Here is a 20,207-nt window from a genome sequence, read left to right as displayed (position 1 = left end):
TGCACCTGCCTAGGCGGCGTAACCCCTGATCCACCTGGCCAGGCGCCCGTAGGCGTCGGCCCGCACGTCGGCGTGGGAAAGGAACACATCGTGGAGGGCGCCGTCGATGCGCTCCACGGTGACGCTCCTGCCCAGCGACATGGCGCGGGCGGCAATGGTGTTCACGTCCAGCACCGCGTCCGTCCGGCGCATTTCCTCGTTCCACACCATCCCGTTCTCGCTGGCCGCTGACAGCAGCACCAGGATGGGGACCCCGATGCCCAGGCCGCGCGCCACCTTCGCCTGCCCGGCCAGAATGGCGCTGAGCCAGGCGGCACGCACCGGAAAGGCCAGCGGCGGCCGGTAGGCAGGGTCCAGGGTCCACTCGCCCTCGGCGGAACTGCTGATGCTCCGCCAGTAGAAACCCCGTTCCGGCAGCCTGAGCACCGCCTCCGGCCGCAGGCGGGCGATCGGCTCCACCATGGTCCACGCCGCGCGCCGGACCAGGGCACTGCCGTGCATTTCCAGCCACGGACTGTTCAAAACCAGCTGGGAAACCGCACCGGTATTGCGGCTGGCCCACAGCGCTGCCACGAGGCCACCCGTGGAGTGCCCCATGAGCACGAGCTGCACGGGTCCTGCCCCGCCGGGCCCGGCAATCATGCCCACCGCGGTGCCGATCTCGGCGTCATAGTTTCCCAGGTCCGCGACGTAGCCGCCGTGCGTGCCCGGCTGCAGGCTGCGGCCATGGTTGTGCATGTCCAGGGCAAAGAACTCGAAGCCGTGTGCGTCCCAGAACCGTGCCAGCTCAACATTGAAGAAGTAGTCGCTCCAGCCGTGCAAGAAGAGCACCGCCCGCCGCGGCCCCGCAGGACGGACCCCGGAGGCATCCGGGGGAGTGAAGCGGACCAGCGTCGCCTTGCGTCGGACGCCGTCTTCGCCCGCGGCTTCGAAGGCGCAGGACTCGAAGCCCGGCCCCAGGATGTCGCTCTGCCACTCCATGGCAACAGCGTAGGCTTTCCAGTCGCGGCCCAGGGTGGTGTTTGCGTCATGCCGTTTTGGTCTGTACCGCCGAAGACGGAAAACTAGAGGCATGCGCGTATACCCCACATTTTTCAGGCTGGCCTTTTCATGGATGGACGCCGAACGCGCCCACAAGATCGGTTTCAAGGGAATCCGGCTGGTCCATTCCGTGGGAGCGGGTCGGCTCCTGGAACGGTTTACGGCACCGCCGGCGTCCCTGCAGACGAACGCGCTCGGCCTGACCTTTCCGTCGCCGTTCGGGCTGGCTGCCGGCTTCGACAAGGAGGGCCACGGGATCGAGGCCCTGACGGAGCTTGGCTTCGGCCACGTTGAGGTGGGCACCATCACCGGCCAGGCCCAGCCCGGCAACGAAAAGCCCCGGCTGTTCCGGCTGATTGAGGACCGGGCCGTCATCAACCGGATGGGATTCAACAACGACGGCGCCTCTGCCGTGGCCCCGCGGCTGAAGTCCGCCCGGGCTGCGCTGCAGCGGCGCCATGCCAAGGTGCGCCCCGTGATCGGCGTGAACATCGGCAAGACCAAAGTCGTCGAGCTAGAGGACGCCGTGGAGGATTATCTCATCAGCGCCCGCGGCCTCGCCCCGGCAGCGGACTACCTGGTGGTGAACGTCAGCTCGCCGAACACGCCCGGGCTACGGCTCCTGCAGAACGTGGAGACGCTGCGGCCGCTGCTGAAGGCAGTGGGGGAGGAGGCCGACAAGGCAGCCGGCAGGCACGTCCCGCTGCTGGTCAAAATCGCACCCGACCTCACCGATGAGGACATCGACGACGTCGCCAGGCTGGCGATGGACCTGGACCTGGACGGCATCATCGCCACAAACACCACAATCAGCCGCGACGGGCTCGAGTCTGCTACGGAAAAGGTGAAGGCCTGCGGTGCCGGCGGTCTGTCGGGTGCTCCGCTGAAGAGCCGTTCGCTGGAGGTGCTGCGTCGGCTGAAGTCGGTCACGCAGGACAGGCTGACGCTGATTTCCGTGGGCGGCGTGGAGACCGGCCAAGACGTCCAGGACCGACTGGACGCAGGCGCCACCCTGGTACAGGGCTACACCGCCTTCCTCTACGAGGGACCGTTCTGGGCTGCCCGGATCAATAAGGAACTGGCCAGGAACCGCCGGAACGCCGTTTAGGCACGGAGAGTCCTATAAAAACGGAAAGTCCCCTAAACAGGGAAGACCTTCAGACACGGAAAGCACGCCCAACGCGGCACGTGCATTAAACACAGCAGCCCGGCGGTTCGTTCACCGCCGGGCTGCTGTGTTTAGGTCCGGGACCGACTCCGGGCGGGGTGGGCCGCCGAAGTACGACGAGGAATCAGGACGGGTACTGCCCGCGGCGCACCAGGGGCTTGGGCAGCCGAAGCTTGCGGAACTGCAGCGAACGCATGGAGCCGTACCAGACGGTGCCACGCTCAACTTCGCCGAATTTCTCGGCAAGGCGCTTGCGGAGCTTGCGGGACAGGATGAACACGTCCACGAAAACGGCGAGGAACATCACCCAGAAGCCGCCCAGCACGTAAATCATCATGTCGCTGTTGGCAGGCACTACGAGGGAGATGATGACGAACAACAAGGCGCCGAACATGAGGTATTCGCCCAGGCTAATGCGGGCGTCAACGTAGTCACGGGCAAACCGCTTCTGCGGGCCCTTGTCGCGGAGCGGCAGGAACCGCTCGTCGCCGGTATCCAGTGCCTGGCGCATCTTCAGGCGCTGCTCCTGGGCGGCGGCACGTTCCGCTTCCTTGGAGGCCTTGCGGTCCTCCGGCACGAGGGGGCGCTTACGGGCCGCGACCTGTGCCTTGCGCTTGGGCGTGGGCGCGCCTTTGCCTGCTATTGCGGCTGCCTCGGCAGCCTGCTGGTCAACTACATCCTGCGCCGCTGGCGCTTCCTTTTTACGTCCGAACACCACAACAGAATACCTTGACGGGGTGTGCCCCCGGTCATGCCCGGGCGCCCGCGCAACGCCATGGCGGGGCAGCCGGTCGCCGCTGACGGCGATCTTTGTAGTGGCCTGTGACACAGGTAGTGTTTGGCCATGACTACATTCCCTGCGGCGACCCCGCAACAGTACGGCGCCGCCGTGGCCGGCGTTGACACCGACGCCCTGAGGGCCGCCGTTGACGCGGCCTTCGCCACCACGGTCGCTCAGCTGAAGGACCTGGTGGCCATACCCGGCATTGCCTGGGCCAGCTTTGACCCCGCCCCGCTGGACGCCAGCGCCGAGGCCGTGGCCAGCCTGGTGCGCGCGGCGGGCATCGCGGACGTCCGGATCCTGCGGTGCGACAAGGAGGACGGGACCCCCGGCGGGCCAGCCGTGGTGGCCCGCCGCGAGGCCGCGCCCGGCAAGCCGACCATTCTTCTCTACGCACACCACGACGTCCAGCCGCCGGGTGATCCGGCATTGTGGGAGTCCGACCCGTTTACCGCCGTCGAACGCAACGGGCGGCTCTACGGACGCGGCGCAGCCGACGACAAGGCCGGGATCATGGCCCACGTCGCCGCGTACGGCGCCGTCACCCAGGTGCTCGGTGAAGAATTCGGGCTGGGCGTCACTCTGTTCTTCGAAGGGGAGGAGGAGGCCGGTTCACCGACGTTCAGGACGTTCCTTGAAACCCACCGCGAACTGCTCCGCGCCGACGTCATCGTGGTGGCCGATTCCAGCAACTGGAAGGTGGGCGTGCCGGCACTGACCACCAGCCTGCGCGGACTGGTCGACGGCACCATCGAGGTGCAGGTCCTCGACCATGCCGTGCATTCGGGAATGTTCGGCGGGCCGGTACTCGATGCACCCACCCTGCTCTCGCGCCTGATCGCCACACTGCACGATGACGATGGCAGCGTGGCCATTGCGGGGCTGGTGAGCCGGGATGAAACCGCCGTGGATCTCACCGAGGAGGAGTACCGGGCGGATTCGTCAGTGCTTGACGGCGTGAAGCTGGCAGGCACGGGGACCATCGCCTCGCGCCTGTGGACCAAGCCGGCGCTTTCGATCATCGGCTTCGATGCGCCGTCCGTCAGCGTAGCGTCCAACACCCTGCTGCCCCGCGCCCGGGCCAAGTTCAGCCTGCGGCTGGCCCCCGGGCAGGACCCGGCGGAAGCCATGGAAGCGGTGCGCCGGCACGTGCAAACCCACGCGCCGTTCGGCGCCAAGGTGACCTTCACGCCGGGGGAGACCGGCAGCGCCTTCCAGACCGACACAGGCTCGGCAGCTGCCGGCACCGCCTTGTGGGCGCTCGGCGAGGCCTGGGGCGTTCCGGCCGTCGAAATGGGAATTGGCGGTTCGATTCCGTTCATCAGCGACCTGACCGAGCTGTATCCCGAGGTCCAGATTCTCGTCACGGGCGTGGAGGACCCCGATTCGAGGGCCCATTCTGCCAACGAGTCGCTGCACCTCGGGGACTTCCGTAACGCCGGGGTTGCCGAGGCCCTGCTCCTGGCACGGCTGAATTCAGAGGGTCTCGGCTAACTGACAGGCCTCGGAGGGAACAATGAAGAGCCCGGGAGGGTTACGCCTGAAGTTAGAGCTCCGCGCCGGATCGACGTAGCATGTAGCTATAGCCCGTACTGTTTCCGTAGGGGCAGGCACCGTGCAAGCGGGGCAGCCACAACCGTCGTTAGTAAGGTAGGCCAATGAGCACTACGACCAATGAAAACAGCACCGAACCCACCGGCACTGCCAGTGAGGAACTGGCGAGCCACGAGGTTCAGCTGACGGACGTTGCAGCAGGCAAGGTCCGCAGCCTCCTGGAGCAGGAAGGCCGCACCGATCTCCGCCTCCGCGTTGCCGTGCAGCCGGGCGGGTGCTCCGGCCTTATTTACCAGCTGTACTTCGATGAGCGCCTCCTTGAAGGCGACGCGGTGCGCGACTACGACGGCGTCGAGGTCGTCGTGGACAAGATGAGCGTGCCGTACCTCAGCGGTGCCAGCATCGACTTTGAAGACACCATCTCCAAGCAGGGCTTCACCATTGACAACCCGAATGCGGGCGGCTCATGCGCATGCGGTGATTCGTTCCACTAAAGGGTAAGTAAGCCCTTCCTGAACCTCTTGGCGGCGCCGGTGAAAACCGGCGCCGCCACACGGTGGGGACATGTGGGCGAAAACCTGCGGGGAGCGGTAAGCTCTACACCGAGTAGTAAAACTTTTAGTGTGCCCGGGAAGCTTTTTGCCGCCCTGGCAACAGCAACAAGTAGGAAGGGCCGTCTGTGAGTTCGCAGAACCGAACCGGCAGCCGACGCAAAACGATCACTACGATCACTGGCTTGGCAACTGCCGGCGCGTTGGTTTTGACTGGATGTTCGCCAGAGGTAGAGAAGGGGTGGCTGCCCACCGAGCGTGGCACCACCAATCACACTGACCGCATCATGGACCTCTGGGTCAACTCATGGATTGCCGCCCTCGTGGTGGGCATCATCACTTGGGGCCTGATCGTCTGGTGCCTCGTTGCCTACCGCCGCCGCAAGGGCACTGTGGGCTTCCCGCGGCAGACGAGCTTCAACCTGCCCCTTGAGGTCTTCTACCTGACGATCCCGCTCTTCATGGTCCTGGTGTTCTTCTACTTCACCGACCGTGACCAGCAGGCGATCGATGACCGCTCGCAGCCGGCCGACGTCGTAGTGGACGTCCGCGGCAAGCAGTGGGCATGGGACTTCAACTACAAAAAGGGCGACGTCATTACCGAGGACGTCCACGAAGCCGGGGTCCAGGCGCACCTGACGGGCAAGGAAGTGGACAAGGAGAAGCTCCCCACCCTCTACCTGCCGGTCAACAAGTCCGTTGACCTGGAACTGAACTCGCGCGACGTCATCCACTCCTTCTGGGTTCCTGCGTTCCTGCAGAAGAGGGACATGATCCCGGGCAAGACGAACTACATCCGGTTCACGCCCACCAAAGAGGGCACCTACGACGGCAAGTGCGCCGAGCTCTGCGGTGAGTACCACTCCGAAATGCTGTTCCGCGTCAAGGTTGTTTCCGAGTCTGAATTCCAGGCCCACATGAACCAGCTTCGCCAGGACGGCAACACGGGCCTGCTCGGCCCTGAGTATGACCGCAACCCGAACCTGAACGCTACGAAGTAAGGGAAGCGAAGTGGCTACTTACACCCAGACCCCCGGGATCCTCGAGGCTCCCGTAGTTCCCAAGTCCAAGGGACGCATCGTCGTCAACTGGATCACCTCCACCGACCACAAGACCATCGGGTACATGTACCTGATCGCGTCCTTCGTGTTCTTCTGCTTCGGCGGCGTGATGGCCCTGCTGATCCGCGCCGAGCTCTTCGAGCCTGGCATGCAGATCCTGCAGACCAAGGAGCAGTACAACCAGCTGTTCACCATGCACGGCACGGTGATGCTGCTGATGTTCGCCACCCCGCTGTTCGCCGGCTTTGCGAACGTGATCATGCCGCTGCAGATCGGTGCGCCGGACGTCGCGTTCCCCCGCCTGAACGCGCTGGCCTTCTGGTTCTTCCTGTTCGGCTCCACCATCGCCGTTTCCGGCTTCATCACCCCGCAGGGTGCTGCTTCCTTCGGCTGGTTCGCGTACGCACCGCTGTCCAACACCACCTTCAGCCCCGGCGTCGGCGGTGACCTGTGGGTCTTCGGCCTGGCACTGTCCGGCTTCGGCACCATCCTGGGCGCGGTCAACTTCATCACCACCATCATCTGCATGCGTGCCCCGGGCATGACCATGTGGCGCATGCCGATCTTCACCTGGAACACCCTGGTCACGGCCATCCTGGTCCTGATGGCGTTCCCGCCGCTGGCCGCCGCACTCTTCGCCCTCGGCGCGGACCGCCGCTTCGGCGCCCACATCTTCGACCCGGAGAACGGCGGCGCCGTCCTCTGGCAGCACCTGTTCTGGTTCTTCGGCCACCCCGAGGTGTACATCATCGCGCTGCCGTTCTTCGGCATCGTGTCCGAGATCTTCCCGGTCTTCAGCCGCAAGCCGATCTTCGGCTACAAGGGCCTGGTCTACGCGACCATCGCCATTGCCGCCCTGTCCGTGACCGTGTGGGCGCACCACATGTACGTCACCGGCTCCGTGCTGCTGCCGTTCTTCTCCTTCATGACCATGCTCATCGCGGTCCCCACCGGCGTAAAGTTCTTCAACTGGATCGGCACCATGTGGCGCGGTTCGCTGACGTTCGAGACCCCCATGCTGTGGAGCATCGGCTTCCTCATCACGTTCCTCTTCGGCGGCCTGACCGGCATCATCCTGGCTTCCCCGCCACTGGACTTCCACGTCTCCGACTCGTACTTCGTGGTGGCCCACTTCCACTACGTGGTGTTCGGCACCGTGGTGTTCGCGATGTTCGCCGGCTTCTACTTCTGGTGGCCGAAGTGGACGGGCAAGATGCTGAACGAGCGCCTCGGCAAGATCCACTTCTGGCTCCTGTTCCTGGGCTTCCACGGCACGTTCCTGATCCAGCACTGGCTCGGCGTCGAGGGCATGCCCCGCCGTTACGCCGACTACCTGGTCGAGGACAACTTCACCTGGATGAACCAGTTCTCCACCATCGCCTCGTTCGTCCTGGGTGCGTCCCTGATCCCGTTCTTCTGGAACGTGTACATCACCGCACGCAGCGCCGAGAAGGTTCAGGTCGACGATCCCTGGGGCTTCGGTGCCTCGCTTGAGTGGGCCACGTCCTGCCCGCCGCCGCGGCACAACTTCACGTCCCTGCCGCGCATCCGCTCGGAGCGTCCGGCCCTGGACCTGCACCACCCTGAGCTCTCCCAGTCACACACCGTTGAGTCGCCGGCACCTGCAGCAAGCGTGCTGGGCAACGCCGATCAGAAGGACACCGCGCAATGAGAATCGAGTCATGGATTTTTGGAGCAGGAGTCTTCTTCTTCGTTCCGGTTTCCATCATCTACGGCTTCCTCACCAACTGGTCTGAGTGGGTCGGCATCCTGGGCATCCTCCTCGTAGGCGGCCTCGCAGGCATGATCGGTGCCTACCTGGGCTTCACCGGCAAGCGCGTGGGCATGCGTCCCGAGGACCGTTCAGATGCCGAAATCCACGAAGGCGCCGGCGAGCAGGGGCACTTCAGCCCCTGGAGCTGGTGGCCGCTGGTCCTCGGCCTGTCCTGCGCCGCAGGATTCCTCGGCCTGGCCGTAGGCTTCTGGATCGTGTTCATCGCCGGTGGTATGGCGCTGGTGGCCCTCGTGGGCTGGGTCTACGAGTACAGCCGCGGAGACCACGCACACTAGCGTTTCTGTTCCATAAGAACGACGGCGGGCCCCACCTTTTGGTGGGGCCCGTCGTCGTTCTTCCTGTCTTTAAGCCGGGACTAGCTGGCCTTCTGCGACGCCAGCAGCTCCACGAGACCCGAGAGGGCCGCCTCAGCCTCACCGAGGCTCCTGCCAGCGGGCAGGGCTGATTCCTTGACTGCCAGCTCAACCTCGCAGCCGTAGTTGAAGTCGGCAGTCATGACCTCCAGCAGGGAGCGGGCATCCACGGCGTCAATGCCGTCCTTGCGGATGGTCACCGGTAAGCCTGTCTCCGTGACCGCGCGGACGAACACCGCTGCCGGCCTGGCGTGCAGGCCGATGGCCGCAGAAACGATTGCCTTACGAACGGGCAACTGGACTCCTTCGTCTTGGACGGGATGGCACATTAGGGGGGGAAGCCTCCGTCGTCTTTCCATTTGTTCGCCTTTAAGAATATCGGCCCCTGTGCCGCCACCCAGCCGGGGACAGGCCTGGTCTAGACCTGTGGCCGCGTTGGCTTACCCTTGAACTGTGAGCATGCAAGACAGGAGCGGCCCCCATGGCCGCTAACGTGGCCGGCATTGCCGGTGAAATCGACAGAACCAGCGGGACGCCGATCTACGTCCAGCTCCGTGAGATCCTCAGGAACTACATCGCGACGTCCTGCCCGCCCGGCTCGGCGTTACCGTCCGAACGGGACCTGGCCGAACGTTTCAGCCTGGCCCGGATGACGGTCCGCCAGGCCATCGACGCCCTGGTGGGGGAGGAAGTCATTGAGCGGGTGGTGGGCCTGGGCACCTTCGTTCGGAAACCGAAGCTGGACCTCCAGGTCAAGCTGACCTCCTACAGCGAGGAAATGCAGCGCCGCGGCATGGTGCCGGCGGCGAAGGTGCTTAGCTTTGAGCAGATCAACGCCAGCGCCTTTCTGGCGCGCGAACTGCAGCTGGAGGAGGGAACACCCCTGGTGCGCTTCCGGCGCCTCCTGCTGGCCGATAACGAGCCGATGAGCGTGGATGAGAACTTCATCCCGGCCCACCGGGTGCCCGGGCTGCTCGACGGCGAACCGCCCACCTCGCTCTACAACGTCCTAAGCGAACAGTTCGGCCTGGTCATGGAATGGGGCGAGGACATGATCGAGGCGACGGCCGCGTCACCCTCCACCGCCCGGCTGCTCAATGTAGAAATCGGAGCGCCCCTGCTGAAGATCCAGCGGCATGCCTTCGTCGCCCGGGCGATGGTTGACTACTCCGTGTCCTACTATCGGGCCGACCGGTACAAGCTCTGGGTGCCGCTGCAGCGGCCCGGAGTACGGCCCACCCGCAACTACGCGTCGGGTTACCGGCAGCAGTAGCCAAGCCGGCTGCTGCCTGTGTCAAAAGCGTCTGTTCTGAGACACAGATAAGGCCCGGTCCTGGCGGACCGGGCCTTATCTGTGTACTGCTTTGGCAAAGCGCTGCTGCCTAACGGCCCAGCTCTTTAGTGGCTGAGGGTCTTCTGTCCCTCGCCGGCTTCAACGGCCTCGTGGTGGCCGTGGCTGGCTTCCAGCTCGGCGGGCGTTGCCGGAGCAACCCGGTCCTCGAAGAACCAGCGGGACAGCTTGGCGCGGCGGTTTTCCTTGCGGGTCACCACACCGTGCTCGTTAGGCTCGGCCGGAAGCGGTGCGGGCGACTCGAAGCCAACAAGCTTGTAGCGCTTGTACTCGTCGAGCGGAGCGTGCACCTCAATGAACTCGCCGTGCGGGAGGCGGACGATACGTCCGGTCTCGCGGCCGTGGAGGGCGATTTCCCGGTCCTTGCGCTGCAGGGCCAGGGCCACGCGCTTGGTAACGACGAACGCGATGACCGGTCCGAGGAAGAACAGAGCGCGCAGCCAGTAGGTGACGTCGTTCAGTGCCACGTGGAAGTGCGTTGCAATGAGGTCGGAGCTGGCGGCGGCCCACATGACGCAGTAGAACGTGAAGCCGGCCATACCGATCGCCGTACGCGTGGGAGCGTTGCGGGGACGGTCCAGGACGTGGTGCTCGCGGTTGTCCTTGGTAATCCAGCGCTCGATCCACGGGTAGGTGAACAGCACGGTGAACACGAGCCCTGCGGGAACGAGTGCCGGGAGCAGGACGTTCAGCGTAAGCACGTAGCCGAAGATGACGTATTCGAAGTGGAAGTCGCTGATCACACCGGGCATGAGGCGCAGTGCGCCGTCAACCCAGCCGATGTACCAGTCAGGCTGGGTGCCTGCGGACACCGGGGAGGGGTCGTACGGGCCGTAGTTCCAGATCGGGTTGATGGTGAAGAACGCAGCCATGAGGGCGACGACACCGAACACGATGAAGAAGAAGCCGCCGGCCTTCGCAGCGTAGACCGGGCCCAGCGGGTAGCCAACGACATTGCGGTCGTTGCGCCCCGGGCCGGGGTACTGCGTGTGCTTGTGCACGACAACCATGAAGAGGTGCACCACGATCATGAGCAGGATCAGTGCCGGAACGAGCAGGATGTGCAGCGTGTAGAGGCGGCTGATGATGACCGTTCCGGGGAACTCGCCACCGAACAGGAAGAACGAGATGTAGGTGCCGATCACGGGGATCGACTTGATCACGCCGTCGATGATGCGCAGGCCGTTACCGGACAGCAGGTCATCGGGGAGGGAGTAACCGGTGAAGCCGGCAGCCATGGCCAGGATCAGCAGGACACCGCCCACCACCCAGTTCATCTCGCGGGGCTTGCGGAACGCACCGGTGAAGAACACACGGAGCATGTGCACTGCGACGGAGGCCACGAACAGCAGCGCTGCCCAGTGGTGGACCTGGCGCATGAACAGGCCGCCGCGGACGTCGAAGGAGATGTCCAGCGAGGAGCTGTAGGCCACGGACATTTCAACGTTCTTCAGCGGCGTGTAGGAGCCGGCGTAGTGCGTCTCCGCCATGGACGGATCGAAGAAGAACGTCAGGAACGTGCCGGACATGAGCAGGATGACGAAGGAGTACAGCGCCACCTCGCCAAACATGAAGGACCAGTGGTCCGGGAATACCTTGCGGCCGAATTCGCGGAGGATTCCAGACCCGCCGACGCGCTCGTCGACGAAGTCAGTGAAACGTCCGACTTTGGTGTTGGCTACGTAGGCGGGGGCTTCAGCTGTTGATGCTGCGCTCATGCTCATCACGCTCCCAGTAACTTGGTCCTACAGGTTCTTTGAAGTCGCTGGTGGCGACCAGGTAGCCCTCATCGTCAACTGCGATGGGCAGCTGGGGGAGCGGGCGGCTGGCCGGGCCGAAGATAACCTTGCATTCCTGGGTCAGGTCGAAGGTTGACTGGTGGCACGGGCACAGCAGGTGGTGCGTCTGCTGCTCGTAGAGGGCAACAGGGCAACCGACGTGGGTGCAGATCTTGGAGTAGGCAACGATGCCGTTGTAGCCCCAGTTTTCGCGTCCCGCGGAGGGGTTCAGCGAGGCGGGGTCGAGGCGCATCAGCAGAACGACGGCCTTGGCCTTTTCGTTCAGCTTGCCTTCGTGCAGTTCGTTGAGGCCCTCCGGGATGACGTGGAAGGCGGAACCGATGGTGACATCCGAGGCCTTGATGGGGGTTCCATCGGGGTCGCGGGTCAGGCGCTTGAGCTTGCCGTCCTGCGGGGCCCACATGGTGTGCGCCAGCTTGTCGTCAGGGCGCGGTCCGAGGTCACCGAAGATGGCGATGGCCGGCAGGGGTGCCAGTGCCACAGCGCCAAGCAGGGTGTTCCGGATGAGGGGACGGCGCTTGATGCCCGTTTCCTCGACGATGTCGTCAACGATGCGGACCGCAGCCTGGCGGTCGTCCTCCGTGCGGATCGCGTGGCGTTCCTCGGAGACTTCGTGGTCCGGCATCAGGGCCTTGGCCCAGTGCACGATACCGGTGCCGATGCCCAGCATGGCGAACGCCGTGCCAAGGCCGAGCAGCGCATTCTGCAGCCGGATGGTGGCAATGCTGGAGTCGTCTCCCAGGTCGATGGCGAAGTACGCCACCAGGAAGACCACGGTGCCAATGACTGAGGTTGCGAACAGAGCGGCAACCTGCCGTTCTGCCCGCTTGGCGGCCTTCGGGTCCGTGTCAGCCAGGCGCAAGCGGTGCGGGGGAATTCCAGGATCCTGGAATTTCTCCACCTCATGCTGACCAGCCGTAGCTACGGTGCCCGAGTGGTTCGGACTGCCGTCACTATGGTTGCCCATGATTCGCCTCATCCTTCTCTCGTCTCGGCCTTTGCCGAGTTATGTTCAGTTCCAAACCTGCTGTGCTATCAGCAGGACATTCTTGTTGTGCCTGGGTTGGCTAGGACGTGCGGGACGTCAGCCAGATGGTGAAGGCGATGATGACGCCCAGGCCGGCGATCCATACGAACAGGCCCTCAGAAACAGGACCAAGTGCACCCAGGTCTGCGCCGCCCGGGGAGCCGTTGGCTTCAATCTGCTTCAGGAAGGTAATGATGTCGCGCTTGCCTTCGGGGGAGATGTTCGAGTCGTTGAACACCGGCATGTTCTGCGGTCCGGTGGCCATTGCTTCGTAGATGTGCTTGCCGGAGACGTCGGCCAGGGCCGGGGCGAACTTGCCGCGGGTCAGTGCACCGCCCGCTGCTGCAGCGTTGTGGCACATGGCGCAGTTCACGCGGAACAGCTCGCCACCTTCGGCGGCGTTGCCCTTCTCATCGAGGTATTCCTCGGCCGGGATGGCCGGACCTGCGCCCAGCGACGCTACGTAAGCAGAGAGCTGGTGGGTCTGGGTGTCGTTGAACTGGGCCGGCTTCTTGTAGGCCTGGGGTCCGTTCATCTGCATGGGCATGCGTCCGGTGCCGACCTGGAAGTCAACAGCGGCGGCGCCGACGCCAACCAGTGAGGGACCATCCTGCGTTCCGCTGGCACCCATGCCATGGCAGGTGGCGCAGTTGGCTTCGAAGAGCTTCTCGCCTTCCTGTGTATCGCTGGCGGTGAACTCTGCAGTGCTGGCTTTGGCCTCGTTGACGGAGGTGGCAACGGCGTACAGCCCACCAGTGAGGAGGAGGCCCATCAACAGCAGGGCTATTGCTGCCAGTGGGTGACGTCGCTTCTGCGAGAGTGCCTTCACGTGGTGGTTCCTTTATTCGATCGTGCGTCGGCTCCGTGAGCCGCTTCTTGAAATTCGTTCTCTTGGGAAAGAGGGAGAAAAGCCTGGGCTACTTGAGGACGTAGATGACCAGGAAGAGGCCAATCCACACGACGTCCACGAAGTGCCAGTAGTAAGAGGTGACAATTGCCGAGGTCGCCTCGAAGTGACCGAACTTCTTGGCGGCGAAGGAGCGGCCCATGATGAGCAGGAATGCGACCAGGCCGCCGATGACGTGCAGGCCGTGGAAGCCGGTGGTCATGTAGAAGGCGGAGCCGTAGGCGTTGGAGGACAGCGACACGTGCTCAGAGACCAGCATGGCGTATTCCGTGGTCTGGCCGGCAACGAAGAACGCACCCATCAGGAAGGTGAGGGTGAACCATTCGTTCATGCCCCAGCGGGTGAACTGGAGCGGCCCGCCGCTGCGTCGCGGCTGGAGCCTTTCGGCGGCAAAAACGCCCATCTGGCAGGTGAAGGAACTTGCCACGAGGACGATCGTGTTAACAAGCGCAAAGGGGAAGTTGAGCTTGGCCGTCTCTTCCGCCCACATCTGGCCCGAAGTGGACCGGAGTGTGAAGTACATGGCGAAGAGGCCTGCGAAGAACATCAACTCGCTGGAGAGCCAGACGACGGTTCCAACGGAGACCATATTCGGGCGGTTCAGCGTGGGGTGCGCAGGGGTACTGGGGGCATGGGTCGCAGATGTCACATAGACATTATGTCTGTAAAACTTCGGCTTGCCCAACGCAAACCGCCTTTTGCGGAGACTTTTTCTACAAAGACGCGAAATCGCGCTGAAAAGTTCCTGGGGACGTTCATATTCGTCTTAGCGACGGGCGCCTCGATAGCATCAGGAGGTGACTTCACAGGTATCGGCACCGGCGGCAGGCAACACCTGGCCGCGCCTCATCTCGGCACTGTTGAACGGCGAACACCTGAGCGCGGACAGTACGTCATGGGCCATGGACACCATCATGTCGGGTGCCGCCACACCCGTCCAGATCGCCGGTTTCCTGGTGGCCTTGCGCGCCAAGGGTGAGACCGTGGAGGAGATCGCAGGCCTCGTGGATGCCATGGTGTCCCATGCCAATCCGATCTCCATCTCCGGTGAAAAACTGGACATCGTGGGCACCGGGGGTGACCAACTCAACACTGTGAACATCTCCACCATGGCCGCGCTGGTCTGTGCCGGAGCGGGCGCAAAAGTCGTTAAGCACGGCAACCGGGCGGCGTCGTCGTCGTCCGGATCGGCGGACGTCCTGGAAGCGCTGGGGGTGCGGCTCGACCTGCCCATAGCCGACGTTGCCCGGAACGCCGAGGAAGCGGGCATCACCTTCTGCTTCGCCCAGGTCTTCCACCCATCCTTCCGGCACACGGCGGTTCCCCGGCGTGAGCTCGCCATCCCCACAGCCTTCAACTTCCTGGGCCCCCTCACCAATCCCGCCCGGGTGCAGGCCTCCGCGGTAGGTGTGGCGAACGCCCGCATGGCGCCGCTGGTCGCTGGCGTCCTGGCGCGCCGCGGCAGCCGCGGGCTGGTGTTCCGGGGAAGCGACGGCCTGGACGAACTGACCACCACTGGACCCTCAACCGTGTGGGAGATCCGCGGCGGCGAGGTGGCCGAACAGACTTTTTCGCCCCAGGACCTGGGCATCCGTCAGGCGACGGTGGAGCAGCTTCGCGGCGGGGACGCGCAGGCGAATGCCGCCGTCGTCCGCAATGTCCTGGCCGGGGAAACCGGCCCGGTCAGGGACGCTGTCCTGCTGAACGCGGCGGCGGGCCTGGTGGCGTACGACCTTCAGGCCGACGGTCCGCTTACCGACCGGATGAAGCTTGCCCTGGACCGGGCGGCGGAATCCATTGGTTCCGGCGCAGCGGCCGCCGTCCTCGAGAAGTGGGTCAGCCTCTCGCAGGCATGAGCACCGGCAGCCTGACGCCTAACGATGAAGGGCCGGACACCTGCAGGTGCCCGGCCCTTCATCGCTGTTTAATGGGCTGCTATTCCTCGAACCCCAGCGCGAACGCGGCATCGAGGTCGTGCTGGGAGTAGGCGCGGAAAGCAATGTGGGTGGTGGTGTGCACGACGGCGGGCACCTTGGACAGTTTGTCGGCGATGACGTCTGCGAGGTCTTCGTGCTGCGCCACGCGTGCGACGGCGATCAGGTCCCATTCCCCGGTCACGGAGTAGACCTCGCTGATGCCCTCAATGGCCGAAATTTCCTCGGCCGTTTCGGGGATTCGCGAGGCGTCTGTCTTGATCAGGACGAATGCGGTGATCACTGTGAACCCTTCCGGATCTGTTGAGCTGTGCTGCCAGCCTAATACATGGGCAGGCCGGTTCATGGGTGGCCGGCCGCCGTGCCCCAGGCCGGGCGGCGGCCCGCAGGAGTCAGGCGCTGCGGCGTCCGCGCAGCCGGAGAAGTATGGCGACGATGAGGCGGTAGCCGAGGAGGAACACAGCAAGGCTCAGCAGGGCCACGATCACAAACGGCAGGACCACGGTCTGTCCCGTCAGGGCCCGCAGCGCCATTCCAATGGCTACGGCGCCGAGCCACACAGCCACCCCGGCCGGCCACAGCGCCAGGGGCCGCCGCCAGACCCGGAGCAGCAGCCAGGCGACGGCTGCGCCGGCCAGGAACGGCCAGGCAGTGGCCAGGATTCCCGTCACTGACTCGCCGCGTGCGTGGGCGTCGCGGCCAATGGCGGCAAAGACCAGAATGAGGATGAAATCGGCCACAGCCGCGGCTGCTGCGGAGGCCGGAACCGCCCGTGTTCCGGAACGGTCTGTCGTGGAAGGCATGCTTCCGAGCCTATCCGTTTTTGGCGGGTCTTGCCCCGGCGGGACTATGCCGTGACGATGTCAGTCAGAACCGATGTGCACTGCTGAAAAGGAGTCCTGTGAAGCTCACCCAGATCGCGCAGCATGCCGAAGACCTTGACCGGGCGGCGGGGTTTTACTCCACCCTGCTGGGCACCGCTCCGGCGGCGGTCTTCGAGCCGCCGGGACTGCTGTTCTTCGATCTCGACGGCGTCCGGCTCCTGCTGGAGCGGGGAGCGCCTACGTCGGTGATCTATCTCAGTGTCCCGGATGTTCGCTCCCGGGTGGCGGAACTGGAGGCCGCGGGAGTAGAAGTGGTCGCCGCGCCGCACGTGATCTTCCATCACGATGACGCTCGGCTCGGCCCGGCGGGCACGGACGAATGGATGGCATTCATCAGGGACAGTGAAGGGAACACCGTCGGCTTGGTGAGCCACACGCCCTGCGACGGTCCGTCCGCCTGACAGGGCAGAAAACGGTCGGGCAATCCCCCGGGGGAGCACGCGAACTTGTCCTGCCGCGGCCATTGTTCCCGGCAATCTGCGGGACTAGTCTCAGGGCGGAATGCTCAGGAAATTTCCGGGTGCCCGCGCCTGTCGGACGGGCTTCGGCCCCACGAACGAGGAGAGCGGCGTGCAGAAAATCACACCTTGCCTGTGGTTCGACAACCAGGCGGAGGAGGCGGCCGAATACTATGTGTCCGTCTTCGACAATGCCTCGATCACCAGCGTCTCACGGTTCTCCGAGGGCGGCCCCGGGCCGGCTGGCCAGGCCGTCGTCGTGGAATTTGAAATTGAGGGCCAGCCTTTTCAGGCATTGAACGGGGGCCCGGCGTTCTCCTTCACTGAGGCGGTGTCCTTCGTGGTGGACTGCGCCTCGCAGGAAGAGGTCGACCGCTACTGGAACACCCTTACGGACGGCGGGACCGAGAGTCAGTGCGGCTGGCTCAAGGACAGGTACGGCGTTTCTTGGCAGATAGTGCCGACGGTTCTCAGCGAGCTCATCAACGGGCCGGACCCCGCGGGCGCCCAGCGTGCGGTCCAAGCCATGCTGGGTATGCAGAAGCTGGAGATCGACGAACTCCAGCGGGCTTACGACGGCGGGTAGTCCCCGGCCAGCCGGCCCACCCCGGGACCCCAAGGTTTTCCCAAGAACCGTTACCGTATGGGCAGGGGAGACTTCTCGTGGGCCACGACGGCAACGGGATCCGCAGTCCGAAGGCCATAAAAATTGCCAGCGGGGCGGCCTTCATCACCGGCGACGCCCAAGGCACCACGGGCGGGATGTCCGCCAGGTTCGCCCAGCAGAAGTACGGCCGCTGGGAAACCAGGATGAGGACCACTGTGCGGGATGTGGAGTACCATCCCGTGGTGCTGCTGTGGCCCAATAACAACCAGTCACCGAACTGCGCCGAGGTTGACTATGCGGAGGCGCTGGGCAATCACAACATGATCAAGTTCAGCCTCCATTACGCCTGCACGCGGTCCAACTTTCAGACGCGGGCGGCCAGGAACCTCGACCTTACCCAGTGGCACAACTACGCCGTTGAGTGGACCCGGACCGGAATCACCGGCTACATCGACGGTGTCCCGTGGTTCATCGACACGAATCCGGCCCATTTGCCGACCGTGGGAATGCATCAGACGCTCCAGCTCGACTGGTTCCCGGACGGAACCGTTACCAATCAGACCCAGATGATCGTCGACTGGGTGCGCGTTTACCGGTAGCACCGGATCAGGAAGGTCTCCGGGGGACGACGGCGGGAGGTCCCGCCGTCGTCCGTATGTCAGTGGATGGCCTGGTAGGCCTTGACCCGCTGTTCCACCACGAGGTGGATGAGGGCGAAGACGCCGTCGTCATCGATGGCGGCGAATGCCGCGTCCAGGGCTGCCGGAACGTCCTTGTCCTCGGTGACAGTAATTCCGAAGCCGCCAAAGGCCGCGGCCATCATGCCGAAATTCGGATTCTTCAGCTGGGTGCCGGAGACGCGTTCGGGATAGTGCCGCTCCTGATGGGTCCGGATGGTGCCGTACTCCTGGTTGTCCATGACGATAACCAGAGGCGTGGCACCGTACTGGGCGGCGGTGGCCAGTTCCTGGCCGTTCATCAGAAACTCGCCGTCGCCGGCAATCGTGACCACGCGGCGCATTGGTTCCGCAAGTGACGCCGCGACGGCCGACGGGATCGAATAGCCCATCGAGCCGTTCCGGGCGCTGATCATGGACGCGTACCGGCGGGTGGGGAAGTATCGGTGGGCCCAGTTGGTGTGCTCGCCTGCCCCGAACGTCACCATGGCGTCCTCCGGCAGCCGGGGTACCAAATTTGCCATCAGGGTGTCCATCCTGGCCGGGCCCACAGCGGGAGTGGATGGGGGGAGCGCGGCGAATGCCTCCTGCTCGGCTCGCATCCGGCCTGTCCACGCCCTCCACTCCTCCTTCACCTGCAGGTCGATGCCGGCCAGGTCACGGACAAAGGCCTCGGGTTTGGCCAGGATCTGCCGCGAGACGGGACCCGACCGGCCCCGCAGTGAGGGGTCAATAGTGACCAGGAAGTTCTTCTTGCTCCAGTCCTGCCGGCAGACGAATCCGTCCGTAATCACGTCTCCCGGGACAGTGCCCACAAATACCAGAAGGTCGGTCTCCTCAAGCAGGTCGTAGGTGGGGCGCGGGCGGCCGTACCCGATGGGGCCAACATAGGACGGGGAATCGAAGGATACGGTACCCTGGGTGCGCCATTCCGCGGCGGCTGGAATCTGGTGCCGCTCCAGCCAGCCGGTCAGCTGGTCCGCTGCCGACTGGGTCCAGTCGTTGCCTCCGGTCACGAATAGCGGCTTGTTGGAAGTAGCGAGTGCAGCCTTGAGGGCCTCGGCGTCGCTGCTGCTCATGCCGCCGGCCGCCACCGGGATCGCCGGATGCAGCGTCGGATCAATCAATTGCCGGATGATGTCCTCCGGCAGGCCCACTACCACCGGCCCCGGCCGGCCGCTCATTGCGGCAAACATTGCTTCGGCCACGATCTCGGATGCCCGCTCCGCGTGGTCAAGGACCATGACGCGTTTGGCGCCGGTATCGAACCAGGCTTTGATGTCGAACTCCTGGAAGGCTTCGCGGTCCCGGTGCGCGAACGGAATCAGGCCCACGAACAGCAGCATCGGCGTCGAGTCCTGCCAGGCCGTGTGCAGTCCCACATGGGCGTTGGCTGCCCCGGGCCCCCGCGTGACCATCGCCACGCCGGGCAGCTGCTTCATTTTTCCGTCAGCCTCGGCCATGTACGCCGCCCCGCCCTCGTGCCGGCACACGATGGTTTCTATCTCGGAGCTGTGCAGGCCGTCCAATACGTCAAGGAAGCTTTCGCCGGGAACCACATAGGTGCGTTCCACGCCATGGGCCGCGAGCGAATCGACAATCACATGCCCGGCGGATTTCAGGGCCGCGCGCGGTGCCGCAGGCACGCTTTCGTGGCCAGTCTGGGGGAACTTTTGTTCTTGGGCCCGGCCCAGATCAGGCCGGATGTTGGTTGCGGTCAGGGTGGACTGAGACTCTGTTGTCATGTGCTTTCTTTGGCTAATCGGCGGGCGGGTACGTGGGAAGGTGCGGACGCTTATCTGATGGGCGTCGGGTTGGCGACGACGGGGGACATGCCGGTGAATCCTTCGCGGGCTTCGGCGATCTCGTGGATTCGTTTGCGGCAGGCGTACCAGCCGGCGGTCATGAGGGCGATGGCGATGAGGGTGGCGACCAGGGTCAGGGGTGAGTCGATGAAGACCATGACGAGGACGCCGACGAGGAAGAGCAGTGAGAGGTAGCCGGTGTAGGGTGCGCCGAACATGCGGAACGCGGGGCGTTTGAGCCATCCTTTGTCGGCCCAGCGTTTGAGCTGCATCTGGCACAGGACGATGGTGGCCCAGGTGACGATGATGCCTACGGAGGCGATGTTCAGGACGATCTCGAATGCCTGGGAGGGGACGAGGTAGTTCAGCGGGACGCCGAGCAGGGAGACCCCGGCGGTGATGGCGATGCCGCCGTAGGGGACGCCGGCTTTGTTCATGCGCTGGGCGAATTTGG

At 64.5% G+C, this 20,207-nt stretch carries 21 protein-coding genes and 1 pseudogene; 11 read left to right on the top strand and 11 right to left on the bottom strand.

Annotation, left to right across the window (positions count from 1 at the left end; all coding sequences use genetic code 11):
• Positions 1 to 9: 9 nt before the first annotated feature.
• Positions 10 to 981: an alpha/beta hydrolase gene (locus AC5RWD_RS10240; RefSeq protein ID WP_494019899.1), complete on the bottom strand. Its 972-nt coding sequence runs from the start codon at positions 979 to 981 to the stop codon at positions 10 to 12.
• 91 nt (positions 982 to 1,072) lie between these two features.
• On the opposite strand from AC5RWD_RS10240, the gene AC5RWD_RS10235 reads away from it, so the two are divergent.
• Entirely contained in the window at positions 1,073 to 2,149 is a 1,077-nt protein-coding gene (locus AC5RWD_RS10235; RefSeq protein WP_494019898.1) for a quinone-dependent dihydroorotate dehydrogenase, read from the top strand.
• Between the two features lie 184 nt (positions 2,150 to 2,333).
• Here AC5RWD_RS10235 and AC5RWD_RS10230 read toward each other — a convergent pair whose 3' ends face one another.
• Entirely contained in the window at positions 2,334 to 2,924 is a 591-nt protein-coding gene (locus tag AC5RWD_RS10230; protein WP_494019973.1) for a DUF3043 domain-containing protein, read from the bottom strand.
• Between the two features lie 129 nt (positions 2,925 to 3,053).
• On the opposite strand from AC5RWD_RS10230, the gene AC5RWD_RS10225 reads away from it, so the two are divergent.
• From AC5RWD_RS10225 to AC5RWD_RS10205, 5 genes are all read left to right on the top strand, one after another.
• The gene (locus AC5RWD_RS10225; RefSeq protein WP_494019897.1) at positions 3,054 to 4,484 is read left to right on the top strand and encodes a dipeptidase; all 1,431 of its coding nucleotides are present in this window, start codon (positions 3,054 to 3,056) and stop codon (positions 4,482 to 4,484) included.
• Between the two features lie 164 nt (positions 4,485 to 4,648).
• Positions 4,649 to 5,038, top strand: a complete 390-nt coding sequence (locus AC5RWD_RS10220) for a HesB/IscA family protein (RefSeq protein ID WP_306923786.1) — start codon at positions 4,649 to 4,651, stop codon at positions 5,036 to 5,038.
• Between the two features lie 185 nt (positions 5,039 to 5,223).
• Positions 5,224 to 6,096 (top strand): aa3-type cytochrome oxidase subunit II, encoded by an 873-nt coding sequence (gene ctaC / locus AC5RWD_RS10215; RefSeq protein ID WP_306923784.1) that lies wholly within the window; start codon positions 5,224 to 5,226, stop codon positions 6,094 to 6,096.
• Positions 6,097 to 6,106: 10 nt separating this feature from the next.
• Entirely contained in the window at positions 6,107 to 7,828 is a 1,722-nt protein-coding gene (ctaD, locus tag AC5RWD_RS10210; protein ID WP_307103042.1) for an aa3-type cytochrome oxidase subunit I, read from the top strand.
• Entirely contained in the window at positions 7,825 to 8,226 is a 402-nt protein-coding gene (locus AC5RWD_RS10205; protein WP_494019896.1) for a cytochrome c oxidase subunit 4, read from the top strand. The genes ctaD and AC5RWD_RS10205 overlap by 4 nt, the downstream gene beginning before the upstream one ends.
• A gap of 80 nt (positions 8,227 to 8,306) precedes the next feature.
• On the opposite strand, the gene AC5RWD_RS10200 is transcribed toward AC5RWD_RS10205, so the two are convergent.
• Positions 8,307 to 8,600: an HPr family phosphocarrier protein gene (locus AC5RWD_RS10200; RefSeq protein WP_494019895.1), complete on the bottom strand. Its 294-nt coding sequence runs from the start codon at positions 8,598 to 8,600 to the stop codon at positions 8,307 to 8,309.
• 185 nt (positions 8,601 to 8,785) lie between these two features.
• Between AC5RWD_RS10200 and AC5RWD_RS10195 the strand changes: the two genes are divergently transcribed.
• Positions 8,786 to 9,577 (top strand): GntR family transcriptional regulator, encoded by a 792-nt coding sequence (locus AC5RWD_RS10195; RefSeq protein WP_494019894.1) that lies wholly within the window; start codon positions 8,786 to 8,788, stop codon positions 9,575 to 9,577.
• A 125-nt stretch (positions 9,578 to 9,702) separates the two neighbouring features.
• Here the strand turns inward: AC5RWD_RS10195 and qcrB are convergent, their stop codons facing one another.
• From qcrB to ctaE, 4 genes are all read right to left on the bottom strand, one after another.
• The gene (gene qcrB / locus AC5RWD_RS10190) at positions 9,703 to 11,373 is read right to left on the bottom strand and encodes a cytochrome bc1 complex cytochrome b subunit (protein ID WP_494019893.1); all 1,671 of its coding nucleotides are present in this window, start codon (positions 11,371 to 11,373) and stop codon (positions 9,703 to 9,705) included.
• Positions 11,351 to 12,421, bottom strand: a complete 1,071-nt coding sequence (gene qcrA / locus AC5RWD_RS10185; RefSeq protein WP_494019892.1) for a cytochrome bc1 complex Rieske iron-sulfur subunit — start codon at positions 12,419 to 12,421, stop codon at positions 11,351 to 11,353. Before qcrA ends, qcrB begins: the two co-directional genes overlap by 23 nt.
• A 100-nt stretch (positions 12,422 to 12,521) precedes the next feature.
• A complete protein-coding gene (gene qcrC / locus AC5RWD_RS10180) occupies positions 12,522 to 13,310 on the bottom strand; it encodes a cytochrome bc1 complex diheme cytochrome c subunit (protein WP_494019891.1) in 789 nt (262 codons plus the stop codon).
• 88 nt (positions 13,311 to 13,398) lie between these two features.
• Positions 13,399 to 14,037: an aa3-type cytochrome oxidase subunit III gene (gene ctaE / locus AC5RWD_RS10175; RefSeq protein WP_217491537.1), complete on the bottom strand. Its 639-nt coding sequence runs from the start codon at positions 14,035 to 14,037 to the stop codon at positions 13,399 to 13,401.
• A 148-nt stretch (positions 14,038 to 14,185) separates the two neighbouring features.
• Between ctaE and trpD the strand changes: the two genes are divergently transcribed.
• Positions 14,186 to 15,244, top strand: a complete 1,059-nt coding sequence (gene trpD, locus AC5RWD_RS10170) for an anthranilate phosphoribosyltransferase (protein ID WP_494019890.1) — start codon at positions 14,186 to 14,188, stop codon at positions 15,242 to 15,244.
• Between the two features lie 79 nt (positions 15,245 to 15,323).
• Here the strand turns inward: trpD and AC5RWD_RS10165 are convergent, their stop codons facing one another.
• Positions 15,324 to 15,605 (bottom strand): Lrp/AsnC family transcriptional regulator, encoded by a 282-nt coding sequence (locus AC5RWD_RS10165; protein WP_003800871.1) that lies wholly within the window; start codon positions 15,603 to 15,605, stop codon positions 15,324 to 15,326.
• 109 nt (positions 15,606 to 15,714) lie between these two features.
• Positions 15,715 to 16,125: a DUF3054 domain-containing protein gene (locus tag AC5RWD_RS10160; protein ID WP_494019889.1), complete on the bottom strand. Its 411-nt coding sequence runs from the start codon at positions 16,123 to 16,125 to the stop codon at positions 15,715 to 15,717.
• Between the two features lie 98 nt (positions 16,126 to 16,223).
• Between AC5RWD_RS10160 and AC5RWD_RS10155 the strand changes: the two genes are divergently transcribed.
• The 3 genes from AC5RWD_RS10155 (at position 16,224) to AC5RWD_RS10145 (ending at position 17,870) form a co-directional block, all read left to right on the top strand.
• Positions 16,224 to 16,607: a VOC family protein gene (locus AC5RWD_RS10155; protein ID WP_494019888.1), complete on the top strand. Its 384-nt coding sequence runs from the start codon at positions 16,224 to 16,226 to the stop codon at positions 16,605 to 16,607.
• 169 nt (positions 16,608 to 16,776) lie between these two features.
• Positions 16,777 to 17,250, top strand: coding sequence for a VOC family protein (locus tag AC5RWD_RS10150; protein WP_494019887.1), 474 nt, complete (start codon positions 16,777 to 16,779; stop codon positions 17,248 to 17,250).
• 77 nt (positions 17,251 to 17,327) lie between these two features.
• Complete coding sequence (locus tag AC5RWD_RS10145; protein ID WP_494019886.1) at positions 17,328 to 17,870, top strand: glycoside hydrolase family 16 protein; 543 nt, start codon at positions 17,328 to 17,330, stop codon at positions 17,868 to 17,870.
• A 59-nt stretch (positions 17,871 to 17,929) separates the two neighbouring features.
• Here the strand turns inward: AC5RWD_RS10145 and AC5RWD_RS10140 are convergent, their stop codons facing one another.
• Both AC5RWD_RS10140 and AC5RWD_RS10135 read right to left on the bottom strand, forming a co-directional pair.
• Positions 17,930 to 19,693: a thiamine pyrophosphate-dependent enzyme gene (locus AC5RWD_RS10140; protein WP_494019885.1), complete on the bottom strand. Its 1,764-nt coding sequence runs from the start codon at positions 19,691 to 19,693 to the stop codon at positions 17,930 to 17,932.
• Positions 19,694 to 19,743: 50 nt separating this feature from the next.
• Positions 19,744 to 20,207 (bottom strand): annotated as a pseudogene (locus AC5RWD_RS10135) (amino acid permease); the annotation flags it as partial.

It is taken from the genome of Arthrobacter sp. CMU6 (assembly GCF_059090205.1).
The sequence above is the reverse complement of the archived record's forward strand: the minus strand, read 5'-3'. Positions and strand labels throughout refer to the sequence as shown.